Source organism: Thalassobacillus sp. B23F22_16 (assembly GCF_043496955.1).
Taxonomy (GTDB): domain Bacteria; phylum Bacillota; class Bacilli; order Bacillales; family Halobacillaceae; genus Thalassobacillus; species Thalassobacillus devorans_A.
In genome coordinates this window covers 92,166-113,089 of the sequence record NZ_JBIEKD010000001.1, presented here as the reverse complement: position 1 = coordinate 113,089, position 20,924 = coordinate 92,166, and the positions used below count along the sequence as shown (strand labels likewise).

21 protein-coding genes and 2 pseudogenes are annotated in these 20,924 nt (G+C 41.8%); 16 read left to right on the top strand and 7 right to left on the bottom strand.

What is annotated here, in order from left to right; translation table 11 throughout:
• Positions 1–25: 25 nt before the first annotated feature.
• The 4 genes and pseudogenes from ald to ACGTNI_RS00620 form a co-directional block, all read right to left on the bottom strand.
• On the bottom strand, positions 26–1,159 hold the full coding sequence (ald, locus tag ACGTNI_RS00635; RefSeq protein WP_394459138.1) for an alanine dehydrogenase: 1,134 nt from the start codon (positions 1,157–1,159) through the stop codon (positions 26–28).
• Between the two features lie 118 nt (positions 1,160–1,277).
• Positions 1,278–2,282, bottom strand: coding sequence for a PucR family transcriptional regulator (locus tag ACGTNI_RS00630; protein WP_394459136.1), 1,005 nt, complete (start codon positions 2,280–2,282; stop codon positions 1,278–1,280).
• Positions 2,283–2,362: 80 nt separating this feature from the next.
• Positions 2,363–2,563: pseudogene (locus ACGTNI_RS00625) on the bottom strand (DnaA ATPase domain-containing protein); the annotation flags it as partial.
• Positions 2,533–2,724 (bottom strand): hypothetical protein, encoded by a 192-nt coding sequence (locus ACGTNI_RS00620; RefSeq protein ID WP_394459134.1) that lies wholly within the window; start codon positions 2,722–2,724, stop codon positions 2,533–2,535. The pseudogene ACGTNI_RS00625 and the gene ACGTNI_RS00620, both read right to left, overlap by 31 nt.
• A 128-nt stretch (positions 2,725–2,852) precedes the next feature.
• Between ACGTNI_RS00620 and ACGTNI_RS00615 the strand changes: the two genes are divergently transcribed.
• Positions 2,853–3,959 carry a YkvI family membrane protein gene (locus ACGTNI_RS00615; protein ID WP_394459132.1) on the top strand — a complete coding sequence of 369 codons (1,107 nt, stop codon included), beginning with the start codon at positions 2,853–2,855 and terminating at the stop codon, positions 3,957–3,959.
• A 272-nt stretch (positions 3,960–4,231) separates the two neighbouring features.
• Here the strand turns inward: ACGTNI_RS00615 and ACGTNI_RS00610 are convergent, their stop codons facing one another.
• Positions 4,232–4,366, bottom strand: a complete 135-nt coding sequence (locus ACGTNI_RS00610) for a hypothetical protein (protein ID WP_394459130.1) — start codon at positions 4,364–4,366, stop codon at positions 4,232–4,234.
• 142 nt (positions 4,367–4,508) lie between these two features.
• On the opposite strand from ACGTNI_RS00610, the pseudogene ACGTNI_RS00605 reads away from it, so the two are divergent.
• From ACGTNI_RS00605 to ACGTNI_RS00575, 7 genes and pseudogenes are all read left to right on the top strand, one after another.
• Positions 4,509–5,036: pseudogene (locus tag ACGTNI_RS00605) on the top strand (dihydrofolate reductase family protein).
• 323 nt (positions 5,037–5,359) lie between these two features.
• A complete protein-coding gene (locus ACGTNI_RS00600; RefSeq protein WP_394459128.1) occupies positions 5,360–7,288 on the top strand; it encodes a PTS mannitol transporter subunit IICBA in 1,929 nt (642 codons plus the stop codon).
• A 100-nt stretch (positions 7,289–7,388) separates the two neighbouring features.
• Positions 7,389–9,485 carry a BglG family transcription antiterminator gene (locus ACGTNI_RS00595; RefSeq protein ID WP_394459126.1) on the top strand — a complete coding sequence of 699 codons (2,097 nt, stop codon included), beginning with the start codon at positions 7,389–7,391 and terminating at the stop codon, positions 9,483–9,485.
• Positions 9,486–9,490: 5 nt separating this feature from the next.
• Positions 9,491–10,630, top strand: coding sequence for a mannitol-1-phosphate 5-dehydrogenase (locus tag ACGTNI_RS00590; protein ID WP_507232735.1), 1,140 nt, complete (start codon positions 9,491–9,493; stop codon positions 10,628–10,630).
• 240 nt (positions 10,631–10,870) lie between these two features.
• Positions 10,871–11,431 carry a GNAT family N-acetyltransferase gene (locus ACGTNI_RS00585; RefSeq protein WP_394459122.1) on the top strand — a complete coding sequence of 187 codons (561 nt, stop codon included), beginning with the start codon at positions 10,871–10,873 and terminating at the stop codon, positions 11,429–11,431.
• 340 nt (positions 11,432–11,771) lie between these two features.
• A complete protein-coding gene (locus tag ACGTNI_RS00580; RefSeq protein ID WP_394459120.1) occupies positions 11,772–12,713 on the top strand; it encodes an RNA polymerase sigma factor in 942 nt (313 codons plus the stop codon).
• A 253-nt stretch (positions 12,714–12,966) separates the two neighbouring features.
• Positions 12,967–13,776, top strand: coding sequence for a helix-turn-helix transcriptional regulator (locus tag ACGTNI_RS00575; RefSeq protein WP_394459118.1), 810 nt, complete (start codon positions 12,967–12,969; stop codon positions 13,774–13,776).
• A gap of 106 nt (positions 13,777–13,882) precedes the next feature.
• On the opposite strand, the gene ACGTNI_RS00570 is transcribed toward ACGTNI_RS00575, so the two are convergent.
• Entirely contained in the window at positions 13,883–14,950 is a 1,068-nt protein-coding gene (locus ACGTNI_RS00570; RefSeq protein WP_394459116.1) for an MFS transporter, read from the bottom strand.
• Between the two features lie 351 nt (positions 14,951–15,301).
• Between ACGTNI_RS00570 and ACGTNI_RS00565 the strand changes: the two genes are divergently transcribed.
• The 8 genes from ACGTNI_RS00565 (at position 15,302) to fosM (ending at position 19,812) form a co-directional block, all read left to right on the top strand.
• Positions 15,302–15,676 carry a cupin domain-containing protein gene (locus tag ACGTNI_RS00565; protein WP_394459114.1) on the top strand — a complete coding sequence of 125 codons (375 nt, stop codon included), beginning with the start codon at positions 15,302–15,304 and terminating at the stop codon, positions 15,674–15,676.
• 32 nt (positions 15,677–15,708) lie between these two features.
• Positions 15,709–16,224 (top strand): AAA family ATPase, encoded by a 516-nt coding sequence (locus ACGTNI_RS00560; RefSeq protein WP_394459112.1) that lies wholly within the window; start codon positions 15,709–15,711, stop codon positions 16,222–16,224.
• 13 nt (positions 16,225–16,237) lie between these two features.
• A complete protein-coding gene (locus ACGTNI_RS00555) occupies positions 16,238–16,714 on the top strand; it encodes a GNAT family N-acetyltransferase (protein WP_394459110.1) in 477 nt (158 codons plus the stop codon).
• Between the two features lie 13 nt (positions 16,715–16,727).
• The gene (locus ACGTNI_RS00550; protein WP_394459108.1) at positions 16,728–17,489 is read left to right on the top strand and encodes a class I SAM-dependent methyltransferase; all 762 of its coding nucleotides are present in this window, start codon (positions 16,728–16,730) and stop codon (positions 17,487–17,489) included.
• 97 nt (positions 17,490–17,586) lie between these two features.
• Positions 17,587–18,006, top strand: a complete 420-nt coding sequence (locus tag ACGTNI_RS00545) for an HAD-IIIA family hydrolase (protein ID WP_394459826.1) — start codon at positions 17,587–17,589, stop codon at positions 18,004–18,006.
• 18 nt (positions 18,007–18,024) lie between these two features.
• Positions 18,025–18,801 (top strand): class I SAM-dependent methyltransferase, encoded by a 777-nt coding sequence (locus ACGTNI_RS00540; protein ID WP_394459824.1) that lies wholly within the window; start codon positions 18,025–18,027, stop codon positions 18,799–18,801.
• 111 nt (positions 18,802–18,912) lie between these two features.
• A complete protein-coding gene (locus tag ACGTNI_RS00535) occupies positions 18,913–19,374 on the top strand; it encodes a VOC family protein (RefSeq protein ID WP_085507416.1) in 462 nt (153 codons plus the stop codon).
• A gap of 15 nt (positions 19,375–19,389) precedes the next feature.
• Positions 19,390–19,812, top strand: a complete 423-nt coding sequence (gene fosM / locus ACGTNI_RS00530; RefSeq protein WP_085507418.1) for a FosM family fosfomycin resistance protein — start codon at positions 19,390–19,392, stop codon at positions 19,810–19,812.
• A gap of 15 nt (positions 19,813–19,827) precedes the next feature.
• Here fosM and ACGTNI_RS00525 read toward each other — a convergent pair whose 3' ends face one another.
• Complete coding sequence (locus ACGTNI_RS00525; protein ID WP_085507421.1) at positions 19,828–20,823, bottom strand: DUF4003 family protein; 996 nt, start codon at positions 20,821–20,823, stop codon at positions 19,828–19,830.
• Between the last annotated feature and the right edge of the window lie 101 nt (positions 20,824–20,924).

The following is a 20,924-nucleotide window of genomic DNA, read 5'->3' as shown; positions in this document are numbered from 1 at the left end:
ACTATGACGGCAGGATACTTTTCGATTAATAAGCGAGTTCCGCTTCGCGTAATGCGCTTTCTGGAGAAACATACTCGTAACCAAGATCCTGTGCGACAGCTTCATACGTCACTTTGCCATTGACGACGTTCAGCCCTGAAAGGATAGCTCCATTATCCTCAACAGCCTTGGTCACACCTTTGGAAGCAATTTGGACCGCATACGGAACAGTAACATTCGTTAGTCCCACGGTAGCTGTCCGTGGCACAGCGCCAGGGATGTTTGCTACTGCATAATGAAGTACGCCGTGTTTTTCATAGATTGGCTCATCGTGGGTTGTTGGATGGTCGACTGTCTCGAAGTTTCCACCCTGGTCAATGGCTACATCAACAATAACCGATCCCGGCTTCATGGATTGAACCATTTCCTCGGATACCAATTTTGGAGCTTTTCTTCCTGGAATCAATACGGAGCCGATAACCAGGTCAGATTCTTTAACTGCTTCTGCGATATTAAGCGGATTGGACATAACCGTATTGATACTGGAGCCGAAAATATCATCCAGTTCACGCAGACGGGCAGGGTTCAGGTCGATGATGGTAACTTCCGCTCCATATCCAAGAGCTATTTTAGCTGCATTGGTACCTACTACACCGCCACCAATGACGGTGACTTTACCGCGTTTTACTCCCGGAATGCCGCCAAGGAGGATTCCTTTTCCGCCTTGGGACTTTTCTAAATACTGCGCTCCAAGCTGGGAAGCCATCCGACCGGCAACTTCACTCATCGGGGTAAGCAGTGGCAACGTGCGATCAACCGTAATCGTTTCATAAGCGATAGCAGTGACTTCGTTTTCGATTAATGCCTCTGCTAATTCGGCTTCCGCGGCCAGATGCAGGTAGGTGAACAGGATAAGTCCTTTACGGAAATATTGGTATTCTTCCTTTAGTGGTTCTTTTACTTTCATAATCATATCCGCTTTTGCCCATACATCAGAAGCATGGTCGATGATTTCCGCACCAGCCTCTACATATTCTTCATCCTTGAAGTTGCTTCCCAAACCGGCTCCTTTTTCAATATAGACGGTTTGTCCGGCATTTATCAGGTGAACGACTCCTGCTGGGGTCATAGCTACACGGTTTTCATTGTTCTTTATTTCCTTAGGTACACCAATGATCACGATTCATCTCTCCTTCGTTAATTTCTTTTCCTGTTCATCGTAACTTTCTATTAAAGCGGTTTCATCGGGCAAATGGCTAAATAAAAAAAACATGCTTTGTGTATTTGCACAAAGCATGTCAATCCAGCTTATCTGTAATTAAGTCCAGAAACAGGCTCACCTTTTGGTTTGGGTCTTTGAGATCGATTCCGCCGACTTCCCGGATCCGCTTCAGCCGGTAGTTCATGGTGTTCGGATGAATAAACATCTCCTTCGCCGCCTGGTACACGTTGTTGTCATTTTTCAGGTACGTTTCTAACGTATGCAGGAGAAAGGTGTGGTTGGCTTCATCATATCGGCGGAGATTTTCAATTTGACTGTTCTGATAGTGGTTCTTTTTCTGGAACTCATTTAACCGCTCAATAAATTGGTAGACTCCTAAATCTTCATATAAAAATACATCCGCGAGTTCTTCCGGAAACTTGTTCTTTAACCGCAATACTTCCGTCGCCTGATGATAGGAATGGACGATCTTTTGCGAGGATGGATAGGTCATTCCAGCTGAACCATGAACATTCTGTAACTGTAATTGGCCGGTCATCTTCATGATGAATTGCTGAATAAATTCGAGTAAAGTTTGTTTGGGAGACTCGTCTTCTTTTAATCGGACCAGCATAATAAAATCATCATCATCGAACAGTCGTGTAATTACAGAGACTTTCACCTGTGTTTCTGCTAAATAATAGGCGTGTTTCTCCATTTGTTCGGTTACCACATCGGAAAAATTTAGGATTACAATCGCTTTATTACCTTCCAGGTTCATATTGTACTGCTTCGCTTTTTGATGAATTTCATCACTGTCCCGCAAGTCACCTCGAAGCAACTGCCAGAAAAAATCTTTATATCCTTCCTCTGACTTCCTCCGCCGCTTTCTGCGTTGAAGAAGGAACTTTTTTACATAGAGTGATGCTTCCTTGAATAATTGGATTTCTTCATCTGAAAAAGTAGAGTCTGAGACATGTGCCCAAATGAACCCCAGTATTTCATTATTTTTCCGAATCGAGATCGCAACCCGATTGCCAAGCCCCGTTTCTTTCATCTCGGGAATGACAACAGGGTCATCACTGTCCAGCAGCCTAGGCATAATCCCGTTTTTCCATAACCCGTTAATCACTTTATCGGGAACTTTGCGGTTAATAATGGTGGCAACACGTACCTCGTCGAGACTACTTTTGCGTTTGGATTATGATCCAATACATAATGACCGATTGCGTGCATCAAGTGAGTCTTTCCGAGACCTACTCCTCCATAAATAAACAATGGGTTATAGGCTTTGGCCGGTGCTTCCGCCACTGCCAACGACGCCGCGTGTGCAAAACGATTGCCAGATCCGATTACAAAGGTATCGAACGTATATTTAGAATTTCGATATTACTGGAATGCCGGCTGTAAGAGACAAGGCTGTGGTTGGAATCTTCTATGGTAATAGGGCAATTAAAAATATCGGCAATACGATCGGCAAGTTCTTCGATGGATACATGACTTTCATTTAGTCGGTCTTTCAGTATATCTGGATGTAGAGTCATTTGCCCGCTCCTTTAATTTCGTTTGGGTAAATACACAAATCACTGCTTTTTTATTTTAGTATATTTACAAATAAAATTCATCTGCCAGATGTTATATTGTTACCCAAGAGTGGACAGGAGGACATCATATGAAACAAGCACTAATAATTGGAAGCGCTTTTATCGGCGTGATTGTCGGGGCTGGCTTTGCCTCTGGACAAGAAGTACTGCAATATTTTACCAGCTTCGGTATCATGGGAATTATCGGGGCAATTCTTGCCACCGCTTTATTCGCCTATGCAGGGATGGCGCTCGTATGGATTGGAAGTCGAGTGAAAACCACTTCCCATAAGGAAGTCATTTACCAAATAAGTGGTAAAGTATTAGGAACCATCATTGATTATGTACTTATTTTCACTTTGTTTGGTGTCGGGGTAGTCATGATTGCCGGTGCAGGTTCCAATCTTAATCAACAGTTTGGATTACCGGTAGTTGCAGGAACCATCCTTATGACCCTGCTTGTATTGATGGCTGGAATGTTAAAGGTTGACCGTGTTGTCAATATCATCGGAGGAATTACGCCATTCCTCATTTTGTTTGTCTTGCTTATTTCCGTTTTCAGTTTTATGACCGCAGACGGATCATTTGCTGAGTTGGACAGTCAGGCTAACGAGTTAACGACGACATTGCCGAACTGGTTCATCTCTGCTATCAACTATGTATCGTTCAACATCGCCGTAGGGGCATCGATGGCGCTGGTCATGGGCGGAGCAGAGACCAACCGTAAAACAGCGGCGCTGGGAGGCCTGTTCGGTGGTCTTGGTATTGGTATTCTCATTATATTAAGTAACCTGGCTATTTTTACGAAAGTGGAGTACGCTGGACAAGCAGACATGCCGATGCTTGCCATCGTCAATGATGTATCACCGGTACTAGGGGTAATCATGTCGATCGTCGTTTTTGCCATGATTTTCAATACAGCACTCAGTATGTTCTATTCGTTCGCTGCCAGATTTTCTACCGTTGAAACCAAACAGTTCAAGGTGTTTTTCACCGGTACGATGGTCGTTGGTTTTATTGTCAGCTTCTTCGGGTTTACCAAACTGGTTGCCTACTTCTATCCGCTGATCGGCTATCTAGGGTTGACGCTGATTGCCGTGCTAATTGTTACACCGTTTCGGATGAAGAAGGCCTTTAAGGAAGAAGAAAAAAGCCAGCCCCAGTCCGTTGAGCAGAAACAACGAGCAACGAGTTAACCCAGTAATTTTTTCGTTTGGGCGTTATATTACGTCGTTAGGTCAGAATAGTCCTGCGTTAGGGAAGTATATGTCGGAGTTAGGGCAGTATAACCTGGCGTTAGGGCGGTATATACTTCCGTTAAGGCAGTATGGAAACGTTAGATAAAAAATCCCTGAGAGCAGTGGTTCGATCAACCGGCTCTCAGGGATTTCTTATGGTTTTTTGGAAGAGAATTCTTTATAAACATCCTCATGGGCGGTCCTGCCCAATGGTTCATTCCTTCGGCTGGTTAATCGGAGCCTTTTTCGCTTGTTTGTTTTTGATCATGCTGGATGGTAAGTGTCAGCATGATAATACTAAAGATAGACGAAATCACGGTACTCCCGATAATCAGCCAAATGATCGTATTCAATTTATTTTCCAATCGTCACAACTCCCTTGATGTATTGTTATTATTTTTTGCTGATTCCTGAATTTTATTTATCGGAATACGCTATTACTCTCGCTGGTACACACGTAGTATAATTGGTGATGAAAACGGAATTCATAACAATGGAGGGAAAAATATGGACAACCACAGTCGATTGATTTTTTATGGAGCGATCAGTGTCGATGGTTTTCTTGCCCGTGAAAATCATGCCTTGGACTGGCTGATTGGAACAGAAGGCGAGCATGACACCGGGTATGAGGAATTCTACGATTCGATTGATACCATTTTGATGGGAAGGAAAACGTACGACCAAATTCAAGTGATGACGGATGAATTTCCATATCAGGACAAAAAATGTTATGTGTTTTCCCGATCGACTTTCGGCTCCAATCAACATGTGGAGTTTATCGATGAAGATATTGCTGCGTTCACGAAGGCATTGAAAAAAGAAGGGGGCAGGCGAATCTGAATTGTTGGCGGAGGCGAGGTGCTTTATCCGTTGTTACAGGAGCGGATGGTGGATGAGTTTATCATCCAGGTTGCCCCGACGATAATTGGCCGGGGGATTCCGCTATTCATCCCTGGGGAAACCGAAAATCAATTGAAGCTGCTTGATGTGAAACAGTATAAACAGTTTGCTGAACTACATTATGAATTGGCGTAATCTTTCTATCGATGGAATGGCTTTTTTAATTTTTTAAAATGTTGAGTTGACAAAGCTCCTGTTTGCCGAAGATTGGTTTCCCTATATTTACTTGGAAAAGTGATGACTTCCATAGCATCTGGAAGTCCCCTTTTTCGAGCTAGTATGGCAGAGTTCCTTCCTATCTTTCCCCCAAAAATATCCCCCACAATGAAGAGAAACAATAGGTTTGTCTTCGTCCGTGCGACAAAGTTAATTTTCATTGTCATTGAATGCGCCTACATTACTCATCTATGATGAAGTTAGAACGAAATTATGATTATCTTATTGAAAGGAAGAGTATAATGGCGCAATCAAATATTAAAGTTGCGGTACAGAAGTTTGGTAACTTCCTCAGTTCGATGGTTTTGCCGAACATTGGAGCTTTCATTGCGTGGGGATTGATCACGGCATTATTCATTCCAACCGGTTTTTTCCCAAATGAAAAGCTTGCTGAATTAGTAGGCCCGATGGTTACCTACCTGTTGCCGCTGTTAATTGGTTATACAGGAGGTAAGTTAGTTCATGACCAACGTGGTGGTGTAGTAGGTGCGATTGCAACGATGGGTGTGATCGTCGGTGCTCCTGATACACCTATGTTTATGGGTGCCATGGTCATGGGACCGCTTGGAGCATTCGCCATAAAGAAATTCGACCAGGCGATTGATGGAAAAATCAGATCTGGATTTGAGATGCTTGTTAACAACTTCTCTGCTGGTATCATAGGTGGTATTCTTGCGATTCTTGCCTACTTAGGGGTCGGACCGGCTGTTGAAGGTTTTACCGATATCCTTGTGGTTGGTGTCGACTGGTTAATTGGTGCTGGATTACTTCCACTGACCAGCATTCTGATTGAACCTGCAAAAATTCTTTTCTTAAATAATGCAATCAATCATGGGGTCCTATCACCAATCGGTCTGGACCAGGCGCAAGAAACCGGTAAGTCGATCCTATTCCTTCTAGAGGCGAACCCGGGACCAGGCCTTGGTGTATTGCTGGCTTTCATGCTATTTGGAAGAGAAACAGCAAAACAGTCAGCTCCAGGTGCAGCGCTGATTCACTTTCTTGGTGGTATTCACGAGATCTATTTCCCTTATGTACTAATGAGACCTATGCTAATTCTGTCGGTTATTCTTGGTGGCATGAGCGGCGTTTTCACTCTGGTACTTTTAGGCGGAGGTCTTGGTGCACCTGCCTCTCCAGGTAGTATCCTGGCGATTTCAGCTGTTACCCCTCCTCAGGCAATGGTTTATGTAGCAAACTTTGCAGCAGTTATTGTAGCTACAGCTGTTTCCTTTATCGTTTCTGCTGTCGTCCTTAAAACAGGCAAGCAACGGGAAGAGGATATCAATGAAGCGACTCAGAAGATGGAACAAATGAAAGGTAAGAAAAGCTCGGTTGCCGGAAATGTGACCGAAAAAGAAACAACCGTTTCTAACGGAGAGTTCCCACAGGAAGTCAACAAGATTATTTTTGCCTGTGATGCTGGCATGGGATCAAGTGCCATGGGTGCGTCCCTGCTGAAAAAGAAAGTGAAAGAAGCCGATCTTGATGTATCGGTCACTAATACAGCAATCAGTAATATCCCGCAGGATACAGATATCGTCATCACGCAGGAAGAATTAACCCCTCGCGCGAAGGAGAAGATGCCGAATGCTTATCATATTTCTGTAGATAACTTCTTATCAAGCCCTGAGTATGATAAGTTGATCGCGAGTCTGCAAAATAAAATTACAGAAGAGCAGGCAGGACTTGTGGAGGAATCTGAAGAAAATGCGGGAGACGCAACGCCTGACACAAGTGAAAGTGATGATTTATTACTGGAAGAGAACATCTTCATCGGTAAGGAATTTTCTACAAAAGAAGAAGTAATCCGTTTTGCCGGAGAGGCGTTAGTCAAAGCCGGTTATGTTAAAGAAAGTTATGTCGATGCGATGGTGGAAAGAGAAGAAATCACATCCACTTATATGGGCAATAACGTGGCAATTCCTCATGGGACAGAAGAAGCGAAGAAAGCCGTACTCCAATCTGGATTTACGGTTATCCAAGTGCCAAATGGGGTTGATTTCAACGGAGAACAAGCCAAAATGATCTTCGGTATCGCTGGAAAAGATGGCACACATTTAGAAATCCTTTCAGGCATTGCAGTGATTTGTTCCGAACAGGAAAATGTCGACCAGATGGTCCAGGCAACGACTGCAAAAGAGATTAAGGAAATCATTAACAGTAAATAATTGTGGTAAGAAAGGCGGGGTGATTCCTGCCTTTCTGCTGTTGCTTTTCATGCTTTTTTCTCTTGGAAGAGGGACATCAAAAATGAAATGAGTGAGATGCATGTTTATTACCTCAAGGGAAAAATCAATCATTGATTTAATTGTTAGAACGTCGGGGAAGCATACAGTTCACTCTCTTTCTTCGTTCCTGAATGTGAGCGTGAGAACGATTCAAAGAGACCTTAAATCAATTGAAAAGGTCTTACAGCAATTTGACCTGGAATTGAATCGTACTGCGGATGATGGTCTTTTTATCGGTGGTAAAAACGAACAGATTTTCAGGCTCATACAGACATTGACCGGTGTCGATCCTACCGATGAAACACCCGAAGAAAGAAAGCTGAGTTTGCTTATTACTTTGCTGCATGAAGGTCCTTTAATAAAAAAGCAAGTGCTCGCCAACGAGCTTGGTGTAAGTGGTGCGACATTATCCACCTATCTGGATGAACTTTCGGACTGGTTAAAAAAATTTTCGATTATACTTACAAGAAAAAGAGGCGTGGGAGTAAAGCTGATCGCAGAGGAATCGAATAAACGCCATGCACTTGCCAGCTATTTCTTAGTCTATTTTTACGAAGAGTTAATTGAAAATTTGTATTTACTGGAACAAGAAGAGGAGGAGAAGAAGGAAAAAATACTGGGATATTTTTCTCCGGTATATTTAAGAGTGATAGACAAGCTGGTTAACCAAAAAATCAATAAGGGGCAAACAAGATTAGCTGACAGTGATTATATCGGTCTTATTGTTCATATTTGCTTGACAATCCAGCGAACCCAGAATGATTTTTTGCTGCCAGAAGAATATCAGGCAGCAAGTGAGGATACAGACGAATTTCAATTAATTCAAACGATAGGCAGGGAACTTAAAGAAGAACTTTCGATTCCGATCACCACTAGCGATGTTCATTTTTTAACGATTATTTTAAGAGGTTCAAAAGTGCAGGCTGCTGAGGTCGTATATTATGACAGTGTACTGCTTGGAAAGTTGATTAAAGATGTCATCAAGGATGTTTCTTCGATGCTCCATGTGGATTTATCCGACGACTTTTCTTTATTTCAAGGATTATTGGCACACATGGAGCCGTCGATATTTCGCTTGAAACAACAACTGGAATTATTTAACCCATTGACCGAAGAAATAAAAAGGAAATATCCAGTCTTATTCATGGCGGTTAAAAAAGCCCTGGAAAAGGAATTTAAGGATATTGATTTTCCCGATGACGAAATTGCCTTTATCGTCCTGCATTTTGGTTCAGCGTTGCTGATGCAGGAAGAAAAAGTGAAAATTAAAGCAGTAATCGTCTGCCCTACAGGGATCGGTGCTTCTAAGATGCTGGCAAGCCGTATTCAAAAAGAACTGGCAGAGATTACAGATGTTGAGATTTTATCGATTAAAGATTTTCAAACAGCAAATCTCGATGAACATGAGCTTGTAATTTCGACTGTCAGACTCCCTTTTACGAATCTAGACTATATTCTTGTTAGTCCGTTGTTAAGTGAGAAGGACATTGGATTTATTCAGAGTTACCTGGAAAATAATCTGGAAAAGCTGACAAGCAAAAATCAGTATTTAAACTCTGATGCCCAGCAGGATATCCCGCCTAAAACAGAAACAAATCAGCAGGATGTAAAGAGTCTCTTGCAGGATATAAAAGACGTTCAGTCCAGTATGGATGCCATCCTGAACAACCTGAGTGTCTACCGGATGCAGACAGATGGTGATCATTGGGAGGTTTTAGGTGAAATGGTGGAACAGGCGGAACAGGAAGGACTTCTCACCGATGCCCCCAATGTCATGAGCCAGCTTGCAGAAAGAGAGAGGAAAGGCGGACTTGGTATCCCAAATACGAATATGGGTCTTTTTCATTGTCGTGATGAAGGTATCCATGAGCTTATCTTCCGAGTATCTCACTTAGAGCAGCCTTGTGAGATCAAGGGGATGGATGGCCAGCCGATGCATATGAAGAACCTCCTTTTAATGCTGGCTCCTGAAAACTTGAGTAACCGGGAACAGGAAATCTTAAGTCTCATCAGTACCAGCTTGATAGAAAGTGAAGTGGCCATGATGATTTTCTCCTCTTCTAATGAAGCGATGATTCGAAAAAAGCTGGAAGATTTATTTCTGGTCTATCTGAAAAATAATTTGATAAAGGAATGATGAAGGTGAAGCAAACGGTCCATTTTGGAGCAGGAAATATTGGCAGAGGTTTTATTGGCGCGCTTTTTTCCCAGTCTGGTTACCATGTAACCTTTGTAGATATCGCCGACGAAATCATCAATAAATTAAATGAAGAACGAAGCTATCAGGTTAAATTAGCGACCGAACAGCAAGAGACCGTAGCTGTCGAAAACGTTTCTGGATTAAATAATAGCAGTCAGGAAGACGAAGTGGTAGAAGCGATTAAAAATGCAACCTACCTGACGACTGCGATAGGCCCGAACATTTTGCCGAGGATAGCGACGTTGATTGCCAACGGGATTTCTGAGCGAATAGACACAACTGATGAAAAGCTCTATATAATTGCATGTGAAAACCAAATCGGAGCAACAGCATTGTTAAAAGATTATGTATTCGATCATCTGGACGATAAAACGAAAGGAAAGATCGAAGGAAGAGTCTACTTCTTTAATTCAGCTGTTGACCGTATTGTGCCGATGCAGGATCAGGATTCATTAGATGTTCTTGTTGAACCATATTATGAGTGGGTAGTGGAAACAAAAGAATCTATTCCCCCGGTAAAAGGAATGAAGATTGTAGAAGATCTTGCTCCTTTCATCGAACGAAAACTATTTACGGTCAACACAGGACATGCGGTCATTGCTTATCTTGGTTATCTTGCAGGAAAAGAGACAATCGACGAGACTCTCTCAGATGAAGAAGTTGCCAGTCAAGTCAGGGAAACCCTTAAAGAGACCGGAGCCTACCTGATCAATGAATATGGTCTCGATGAAAATGATCATTTAACCTACATCAACAAGAATATTGAACGCTTCAAAAACCCTTATCTCAATGATAATGTGACAAGAGTAGCGCGCGCTCCAATGAGGAAGCTGGGGCCGGAAGATCGCTTAATTCGTCCGGCCACACAGGCACAAAAAGCAGGTTTGTCCTTTACCAACCTGGCTAAAGCCATCGCAGCAGCGTTGCTGTTTGACCATCCCGAGGATGAAGAAGCCATGAATATCCAGCAAATGATCAAAGAGCACGGGGTTGCTTATGTTCTGAAAGAAGTAAGTAAACTGGAAGAAGACAGTGAGATCACCAAAGAAGTAGTCCGTCACTATGAAACATTAAAAAAATAAAACACCAGTTTGGAGCCTGATTTACAAAACATCAGGCTCTTTTTCTTGTTCAAATTTTTAATTTGATTGGTGTGAAAGATAAGTATTTAAATAAAGTTTGCATTTGTGAATTTTCTGATTATGATATGATTAATTTAGTTACATTTTGGAAGGTGTGATGTCTGATGGCATATAAATTAAATGATTCTAACTACGCAGCTTGTATTTTGAAAAACTTATTCATGCAGAGGAGATGTCACATTGCAAACACAAGAACGGAAGGTTCAGTCCGAAACGGAGCGGCTGATATTACGACCATTACAGAATGACGATTACGAAGCGTGGCTGGATGGATTTCGAAACAGGCTTCCTTCCCAGTATAAATATGATGGCGATGGTATCGATGTGAACGCTTGGACACAAAAAAAGTTCGAGGATGTCGTTGCCAGATTTAAATGGTTAGCGGAAAAGGATGAGACATATGTGTTCGGGGTTTTTCGAAAGTCCAATCAAAAGTATATCGGCAGTGTGGAGTTTTCGACGATTATGAGGGATGAATTTCAGTGGGGGATGCTGGGTTACCGGATTCATAACCAATTCTGGAAGCAAGGTTACGGGAAAGAAGCGGTCCAGGAAGGGCTGACTATTGCCTTTCATCATCTGGAGTTTAATCGTATCGAAGCTCATATTAATGTAGATAATGCCCCCTCGATCCGGCTGGCAGAGAGTGCGGGACTGACTTATGAATGCACAAGGAAGCGGTTTATTTATGAAGATAATGAATGGACCGATAATCTGGTGTATTACATAAATGCCAGATAAGCAGTCATCAGGTGCAATTCAGTGAGAACGAATTGCGCCTATTATTTTGTATTGATCTGTGATTGAAGCTAGGGGCGGCTGTGCATGGTGGAATATATTGGGAGGCAGTCTTAATAACCATTACAGGATAGAAAAGCAGGGTTAGTGGACCTTAACAGATGTCTAATGACTATTAGAAGGCAGATAAGTTTGTGGGACGGTCTTTAGAGGCTGGGTAAGGACCGTTAACTTTGATAAATCTGGAAGGGACATTCTTAATCGGCATTAAATTTTTTCTGTGCGTATAATTTTGTTCCGTTTATTCGTTATACATAGTGAGAAACAAACAGAGGAGGATTGGATGAGTTTACAGGAAGAGTTATCTTTAAATGAAAAGTCTCGTGAATTAAAGGCTGAGTTCAACCAGATTATCGAGGGATATGGGGAAGGCCTCTGGGCGTATTGCCGCTATTTGACAGGATCACCATGGGATGGCGAGGACCTTTATCAGGAAACCATGATTAAGGCATACGGAAGTTTTTATCAAAGGTGGCATCCCACGAATCCGAAATCCTATTTATACCGTGTTGCTACCACGACCTGGATCGATCATTGCCGGAGAGAAAAACGGAAGGTGGGCGCGCTTGAGGAAGAGCATCTTCCGGACGAAGAGCAGCCATCCGATAACCTGGAAGTAGAGGAAGCCTTGCAGCATCTCGTCGATTTGTTTAAACCGAGGCAGACGGCAGTGTTTTTGCTGAGTGAAGTATTTTCTTTTACAGCCAAGGAGGTTGCTGGTATGGTGCGCACGACCCCAGGGGCAGTTTATGCTGTGGTTCGTCGTATGCGTGAAAAGTTACAAAAGACACCGATTGAATTGTCCAAACGAGCTAGTGCCAATGGGACAGCTACCCATCCCGTCATTCAAAAGTATTTAAAAGCTCTTAACGAAGGGAATGTTGAGGGAGTCTTAGCCCTCTATAGTGATAGTGTTCATAATGAGGCTGCGCTTGGATTCCAGGAGTTTTCCACGGACGAGAATCGAACCGGTTCCATGAAGTTTGGTTTGCCAGGATTCAGGGCAGAAGAACGAATGCTTTGGGACCGTCCTGTGATTGTAGTGTTTTATGACGGGGAAAACGGACCTGAGATTCACGATATTCAGTATCAGGAAGTAGAGAATAATCAAATTGTATTTCATAGAAGCTTTTATTTCCGAAAAGAGTTTTTGATTGCAGCAGGAGAAGAACTGGGGATACCTGTGCAGCGCGTTAAGCCAGTCGTAAATTGGGAAAACGATTAGGATTACGCATAATGAGGCTGGCTTTAGAACCCCATGTTGCCACTCCGGCATAGCGTATGCGTGAGCAGGCGAAACCGGCCACCACAGTAACATCAGTCAGGATTTTTATTAGCGAGTTTTCTGGAATTGACAGTATGAGTCCTGCATCGCTGTGATAACGGTGCAGGAAATAGCTTATCTGGTTATTTCCAATAATTGAGTGAATTTTATGAAAAAATGAATGAACGCACGTTTCATACAAGGAGATTGACGAATGATATTGGAAAACGAAAATGGTTTGCTGCTTAAGCGAATCGACCACTTAGGTGAACGGGACTGGAGAAGTGATCCGTGTTATAAAATGATATTTTCTCCGTTTGGCAGGGGCGAGTACCAGACGCCTCATGGTGACATCACAATCGATAAGCATGCATTCTTTATCTTTAACCCAATGTATGCTCATAAACAGCTTTTAGCTACAAAGGAAAAATTCCTTATCGAGGTGCAGCCTTCTTTGCTACAAGCTGCTTCCGAACAATTGGGAATAGGAGAAAGAGAACCTGAATTTTCGTTGATTTCTTATCGTCATCCACTGATTTGGAAGTGGATGGCTTTTGTAAGAGACTTTCTTTCTTTAAATGAAGATTCAGATCCATCGACCAATCAGTTTTTCCTTGATAACAGTTTGACTCAACTTTCTATCATGATAATTCAATATGGCACAGGTTCTCATCAAGAGGAGTTTCCTAGCTTTAAAAGTCAGGTCAATATAACTATAGTGATCGATGCTTTAAAAGAGAGCTATAGCGAAGAATGGACGCTGGATGAAATGGCTGCAGTTGCCAGGATGAACAAGTACCAGCTTGCTCATCTTTTCAAAGAAGAAGTCGGTCTGTCTCCATATTCCTGGTTACAACTATACCGCCTGTTTCGTAGTCAACATGCTCTTCTACATACAAACCATTCGATTCTATCCATCGCGCTTCAGCATGGATTTAATAGTGTATCTTCTTATAATCGCTTATTTAAAAAAGTTTATCGGAAGACTCCTTCTGAATTTCGACATTTTCACGGTTCGAAATAGTAGTGCTCCTGCACTTACCAGGAGAATAATCAAGCCACTGCCAAGCATGAGTTTTTGTATGGATATAAAAGTTACTAAAAGACCGTAAAGCCCTAAAGAGATGGTGTTAGAAAAGTATAATAGAACGGCATTGGTGCTGAATGCCCTTCCTAACTTCAGGAACAAGGGTCTGAAGCAGATAGACTCGAGCTAAGCCAGCGATCGGGAGCCCGATTCCTACTATTGCACTTCCAATAAAAAAGTGTGCTATGTCATAGATTGCTCCATAATAGAAAATTCCTGCTCCCCATATGCTTGCTCCGATCAGGTAGTGGCGGAGCGTCATTTTTTTTATGAAATAGGGCAGGGCAATATTCGTTAAAATAACAACTCCACCAAAAACTCCTTGCAAGATGCTATAGAGCTCTTCGCTTTTCGCGCTCAGTTCTGCTAACGCGAGCAATAATCCTACTTCCCAGACCCACGTATTGAAGAAAACAGTAATAAACGTAAAGATAAATAAATGTTTGATGGTGGAATGCGCTTTTGCCCAGGAGGCAAATTCCAGGATTGCTTTATATAAAGTTTTCATTGATTTCTTTTCGGAAGGAGCGGTGGTATCTTTCCATTTAAGCTGAGCTATAAAAAGTGCGCTAAACCCGTAAGTCAGAGCGTCTATCGTAAACAAATGGACTGTTCCAAAGGAATTCAATAACCATACGGTTAATAGGGGACTTAGGACAGTCACCCCTCTTGTCAATGTGTCATTCAAACTGTTAGCACTGGTTCTTTCCTCATTCTTCGTGATTGAAGGCAGGACAGCGCGATGGGTCGGGATGAAGAAACAGCCGATACTTTGGATAAGAAAGCTGATGACTAATAAATACACATAAGTTAATGCATCGAAGTAATACAAAACTACAATCGACAGGACTAAAGGGATGCGAGCTAAATCTAAATAGATTAGTGATTTTTTCTTGGGCAGCCAGTCAGCTATCACACCGCCAATCAATCCAAATAGAAGATACGGCAGGGTTTCTGCCATCGCCATAATGGTAGTATATAAGTTAGATCCTGTTATATCGTAAGCTAAAAACAAAAATGCCATCCCGGATAGGATGTCACCCAGCCGGGAAATCCCACCCGCTAACAGATAATATCGTATATTTTTGTTGAACCATATCTTCTGGTACATCTAATCACCTCTTGAATTGATTATAAGCGGGGAGGAGGTGATGGTCTTTTCCATTATTGGCAAAAAACAGACCAATTTTTGCATAAATAGGAAGATGAATGGCCCCTGGGCACGCTGCATGTAATATTCAACGATTGGAAAATAGCTCTAATTGACCGTTAGAGAATAGGAATGCGAAGCTCATGGTCTTAATAACGAGGATAAAGACTATTAGAAGGCAGGAGTTTTTGTGGGACGGTCTTAAGAGGCTTTATCAAGACCGCGAGCGATCGAAATTTTGAAGTGGGCGGTCTTGATAAGAGGGAAAAAGAGTTTCAAGTGCCCTCGAGTGAAAGAAACAGGAGGCTGGAAATGAAAATATTTCGATTTGATAAAAAAGTAGGTAAGCAGGTAGACGCTTATCATAGCAAGCATTTTACCATTACCCCTATATCAAGGATATTGGAAGCACAAGTCGAGGTGATGCAAATAGCCTATATGCACCTCGCAAAGGATGGAGTCATCGGTGGACATGAGGCGACAGTTTCCCAAATGTTGCTGGTGGTAGAAGGTGAGGGGTGGGTGAAAGGGGAAGACCGGAATCCTGTTCTTATAAAAAAGGGGCAGCTTGCTATGTGGGAACCAGGCGAGTGGCATGAAACATACACGGAAGATGGATTGGCTGCCATCAATATTGAGTCTGATCAATTGGAACCATTCAAGGCACTACCTTTATTGTCAGAATGAAGCTTCTACTAAACCAATTGGAGGGGGTATTTTTGAATAAAAAAATACATATTATCGGCTCTGTCGGGAGTGGAAAAACCACTTTAGCAAAAGAACTATCTTCCATGCTAGCTATCCCACACTACGAATTAGATAACGTCGTTTGGTTGAGGGATAAGACTGGTGACAAAAAAAGGACGGAAGAAGAAAGAGACAGTTATCTGGAAAGTATCATTCAATCGGAAAGTTGGATTATGGAAGGCGTTCATCTTGAAGAATGGGTGAGTAATTGTTTTCATGGCGCAGAGGTGATTATTTTTTTAGATACCAACTATTCCATAAGAACTTACCGAATCATTAAGAGATTCCTTAAACAAAAATTTCGTTTAGAGAGATCCAATTACAAACCAACCTTAAAAATATTATATAAAATGTTTAAATGGAACCGATATTTTGAACAGGTAGGGAAGGATAAATTTTTTAACACCTATGCCATACATAAGAACAAGGTAGCAGTTATGAAAGATAGAAGATCTATTGAGAAATATTTCAATTTACGAGCGCAGTGAAAGGAGTTAGATTATGAGAGGTATAAAAGATCCCCGGCCCAGCCAGCTGCAAGTTATTCCTATTACCACAAAATTTGAAGAAGAAGCCAAACTACTTGTACTAGATGGATTATTAGAACATTTTGGGTTCATTGATCATTCACTGAATCCCGATCTCGACGCTATTATGACGCATTATAATAAAGAGGGAAGTGTCTTTTTAATTGCTATCGTAAACCAGGAGCTGGTCGCAACCGGGGCTATTACGAGAGAAAGTGGTCAGTTGGGAAGAGTGGAACGTATGTCGGTAAAAAGAAACTATAGAAGGCAGGGCGTAGGGAGATTGATGTTACAGTCTATTGAATGGTATGCCAAGGCAATTGGTTATACCAGGCTTGTCTTAGAAACCAATAAAGACTGGGAAAGCGCATTATCATTTTATTCTAGTAATGGTTATAAAATCTATCAGAATGACAGCAGACGCTCCCACTTTGAAAAGAATATCTTTTAGAAAGAGGGTTACGATGAAAACTACTGATTACTCTAAAGTAGCCGATGTTTATGATAAGAATCCATACAGGTTTGAGGAAGTAAGGATGGATGTCGATCTGGATAAATACATAAAGAATAACCCTAAGCTATCTTATAAAATCCTGGACTTGGCGTGTGGCACGGGGATTTACCTCGAGCGCCAGGTTGACTTTTTCAAAGCAACCAATATTCATTGGCACGGCCTGGATGCTTCGCAGGAAATGCTCCATAAGGCAAAAGAAAAAGTGGAAAAGGCAGCATTTGATCATGGACGGGCGGAGAACATGCCTTATGAAGACGAAACCTTTGATATCATTATTAATAATTACGCCTTTCATCATTTTGCAGAAAAAGAAAAAGCTCTGGATGAGGTCCAGCGGGTATTAAAAAAAGGCGGAGTTTTTAAAATGGATAATATAGATAGTTATGGGATGAAAAATTGGTGGGTTTATCATTACTTCCCAGCTGCATTAGGAGAAGATTACAAAAGATTTTGGGGGCGCGACCTCATATTTAGTGAGTTGTCTGAAAGAGGTTTTGCTGTTCGGATTGATTGTAACTATCAAATGGAAAATATAGAAATAGCTGACTATTTAGGTCACGTTGAAAACCGTGATATATCTGTGCTCACACTAATCGATGACAGCGAATATGAGCAGGGGTTGTACAGGATGAAGCAAGATTTAGCAAGCAACCCTGAAAAGCAGATAACTAATGACTTTTCCGAGTTGTTTTGTATAGCACGCAAAAATTAAAGCCTTTCCCCGTTCTAAAAATGGAGAAAAAGGTCAGCAGAAGCTCCTTCATTTAAGACCAATTTGATTGGCACCTGTTCCGCTGGATGGATGAAATATAAAGACATTTTCTTTTACAAATCAGCCTGGTATTTCAAGAGGATTAGCTAAAGAGGAAGACTTTAAAAGGGAATTAATAGCTTTTGGCTTTGATGATGTTTATATCTGCCCACACGATCATAGGGAAGGCTGCTTCTGTAGAAAACCCAATACGGGGATGTTAATGGAAGCTCAGAAGAATTACGATTTAAGTCTTTCGAACACTATAGTGATCGGAGATCGTTGGAGTGATATGGTCGCTGCAGAAAAAGCTGGCTGTATGAAAATTTTAGTCAGGACAGGCGCTGGAGACTCATCCCTTAATAACCATGCCGATAAACTAAGGAATATAACATTAGATTACATAGCAAATGATCTTCAGGATGCAATCGGTTGGTTATATGAGAATAATTTGATAAGCAGTAAATCAGAGCTTTAATGAAAAGAGGGATGTATGATGGGGATTGATTTCCATAATGAGAAAAGTCGTTTTACTTACACAACTCGTACGGCAGACAGCGCATGGAAAGAGAAAATAGCAGAATTTGTATCTGTCGAGCAGATTACGAATGCTTTAGATATCGGTTGCGGAGGAGGAATTTACTCTAAAGCATTATCGGATATGGGGATAGATTCTGTAACTGGGGTGGATTTTTCGGAAGAAATACTTGAAGGGGCAAGGGAAAACTGTAAGGATTATAAAAACCTATCGCTCAGGTATGGGAATGCTTATGATACTGGTTTGAATAGCCACTGTTTCGACTTAGTACTTGAAAGGGCAATAATACATCACCTCGAGGATTTACATCATTGCTTTAAGGAAGCATATCGTGTATTAAAAAACGGCGGGTTTTATATTATCCAGGACCGTACTCCTGATGATTGTTTGTTAGAAGGCAGTGTTAATCATATAAGGGGATATTTATTTGAATTATTTCCAAAATTAATCGACAAAGAGGTTCGTCGCAGGTATACCAGCCAAACCGTATGGGAGACTTTGAAGAAAGTTGGTTTTCGAGAAATTGAGGAAGTTAAGTTATGGGAAACAAGAAGAGAGTATTCTAACAAAGAACAATTACTAGAAGATTTAAGCGAGAGAACCGGAAGAAGTATCTTACATGAATTAAATGATAATGAATTGAAAAAATTAATTACTCATGTCGATGAATCACTTTCCAACGATAATACCGTAATTGAGAAGGATAGATGGACGATTTGGAAAGCTGTTAAATAACCGGACATATTTGGAGGGATGTTTGTAGGTGAGTAATACTAAAGTGATATCCATAGACAGGTTAATGGTAGAGTATATTTAAACTATAAGGAGAAAAGGAAGTGTATCCATATGATTAAAGGTTTGTATGAAGCGCATTTGCCAGTGAGTAATATGGAAAAGTCCATTGAATTTTATCGTAAGTTAGGGTTGGATTTAGCTCACCGTGGAGATGCGGTGACATTCTTTTGGATTGAAAAGGGGAAGAGTTGGCTAGGGCTTTGGGAATCCGATAAGGTTGAAACGCCTTACCATCCTTCCCTCCGCCATATAGCCTTCCAAGTGGAATTGGATGATTTGATGAAGGCGAAAGATTGGCTGGAAGAAAGAGGAGCCAAGGTAAAGAATGCCTTCGGTTTTGAGCCGGAACAGCAGCCATTGGTGCTCCCGAATAATCCGCAAACGCACGCTGCTTTATATTTTCATGACCCGGATGGCAATTCGTTAGAGTTTATTACGCCGCTCAAAATAGATGAGGAGATAGACTTTGAAATGATGGAGCTGAAGGAATACAGGAAAAGTCAGAGTAAGTAGATTAGGAGGTTGCATATGTCGATACAGGGGCTCAATCACTTTTTGTTTTCTGTTTCTGATTTAGAAAAATCGATAGCGTTTTATGAAAATGTCTTTGATGCCAAGCTATTGGTAAAAGGCCGAAGTACTGCCTACTTTGATGTCCATGGGATGTGGTTTGCACTCAATGAAGAAACAGGCATCCCTCGCAATGAAATAAAGCAGTCCTACACCCATATTGCCTTTTCAATTGATGAAAGTGATGTGGACAAAATGTATCAGAAGCTAAATGATCTGGATGTTTCTATTTTGTCGGGCAGACCCAGGGATAAAAGGGACAAGCAATCGATTTATTTTGAAGACCCTGATGGTCATAAGTTTGAATTACATACGGGTACGTTACAGGATCGATTGGATTATTATAAACAAGAAAAAGCCTATATGGAGTTTTATGATTAAAACTCCATATAGGCTTTACTGGCCGCCACTGTTGGAGGCAGAGGCGGCTGTTGTGGCTGTTATCCCTGCCAGGGTCGCAGCCTGCTGGGCTTGCAAAATAGTTTCCAAAGTGGTAAATAATCCGGTTTGGATGGTGTTGGCTTCTCGCAGTTTATGGCTTACTAGAATGTTGACCGCTACCTTGACATTCATTTCCTTTTGCCAGCGGAAGGATGCTTCCTGGTCCAGGGCGTCTTTGAATGCCAGGACGTCGTTTAAAGCGTTTATTTCATCTCCGAGGAATGCGAGCAAGCCGGCTTCCGGATAAAGTAACTTTTTAAAACGGATTTCCGACCTTTTTAATGCTTCAGAAGCGCGGATCGTGCGTTCTACAAGTTCGTCTGGCGTATGCTCCTCATCCAGGGCAAGCATATGGCTTAGGAATTGAAGGTGATTCCCCTTCCAAAACCCATTCTCATCGAGTGCCCGGTAGATATACTCGACCTGGTCGATGAGTTTTTCCATTTCTTCTTCCCGTTGAGTCAACAATGCGGCCAGCGGATAATCATCGTTGGAGGTGAGAAATGGATGTTCTTTTTTCATTAACCGATGAATCGAAACCGCCCGTTCCACTTTTTCCACCAAGTCAGCACCCTCCGTGTGATCCTGCATGAACGCAGCAGCAGCCAAGTAGGTATACTGGGAACGGTTAAAACCGCTTCGAATCATAGCGTCATAAACCTCCATCATGTCAGAAAAGGCGCGGAATGGATCATCGAACCGTGTATCCAGCATGGCGGCCACAGAATAGCGAAGCGGGGAGTTCAAATAGGAAAACATGTTGGCTTCTTTTTTAATAGTTTCCGAAAGATTTACATAACGATCGATAGCAAATTCGCGATCACTGGTCACATAGACGGACGCTACCATCATCACAATCTTTTTATCCGTCCATTTCATCTTTTTTCTCAATTGGTTATAAATATCCAGGTATGTAGCTTTCAATGGAGTAAGTTCTTGCGCTAACGTCATACGTGGTCCCCCTTCTAGTGGTTAGGTTTCTATTAATTTATACGGATGAATGTTAAAAACGTTTCTATTTTATATGATAATATTGGTAGAAAAGCAGGTAT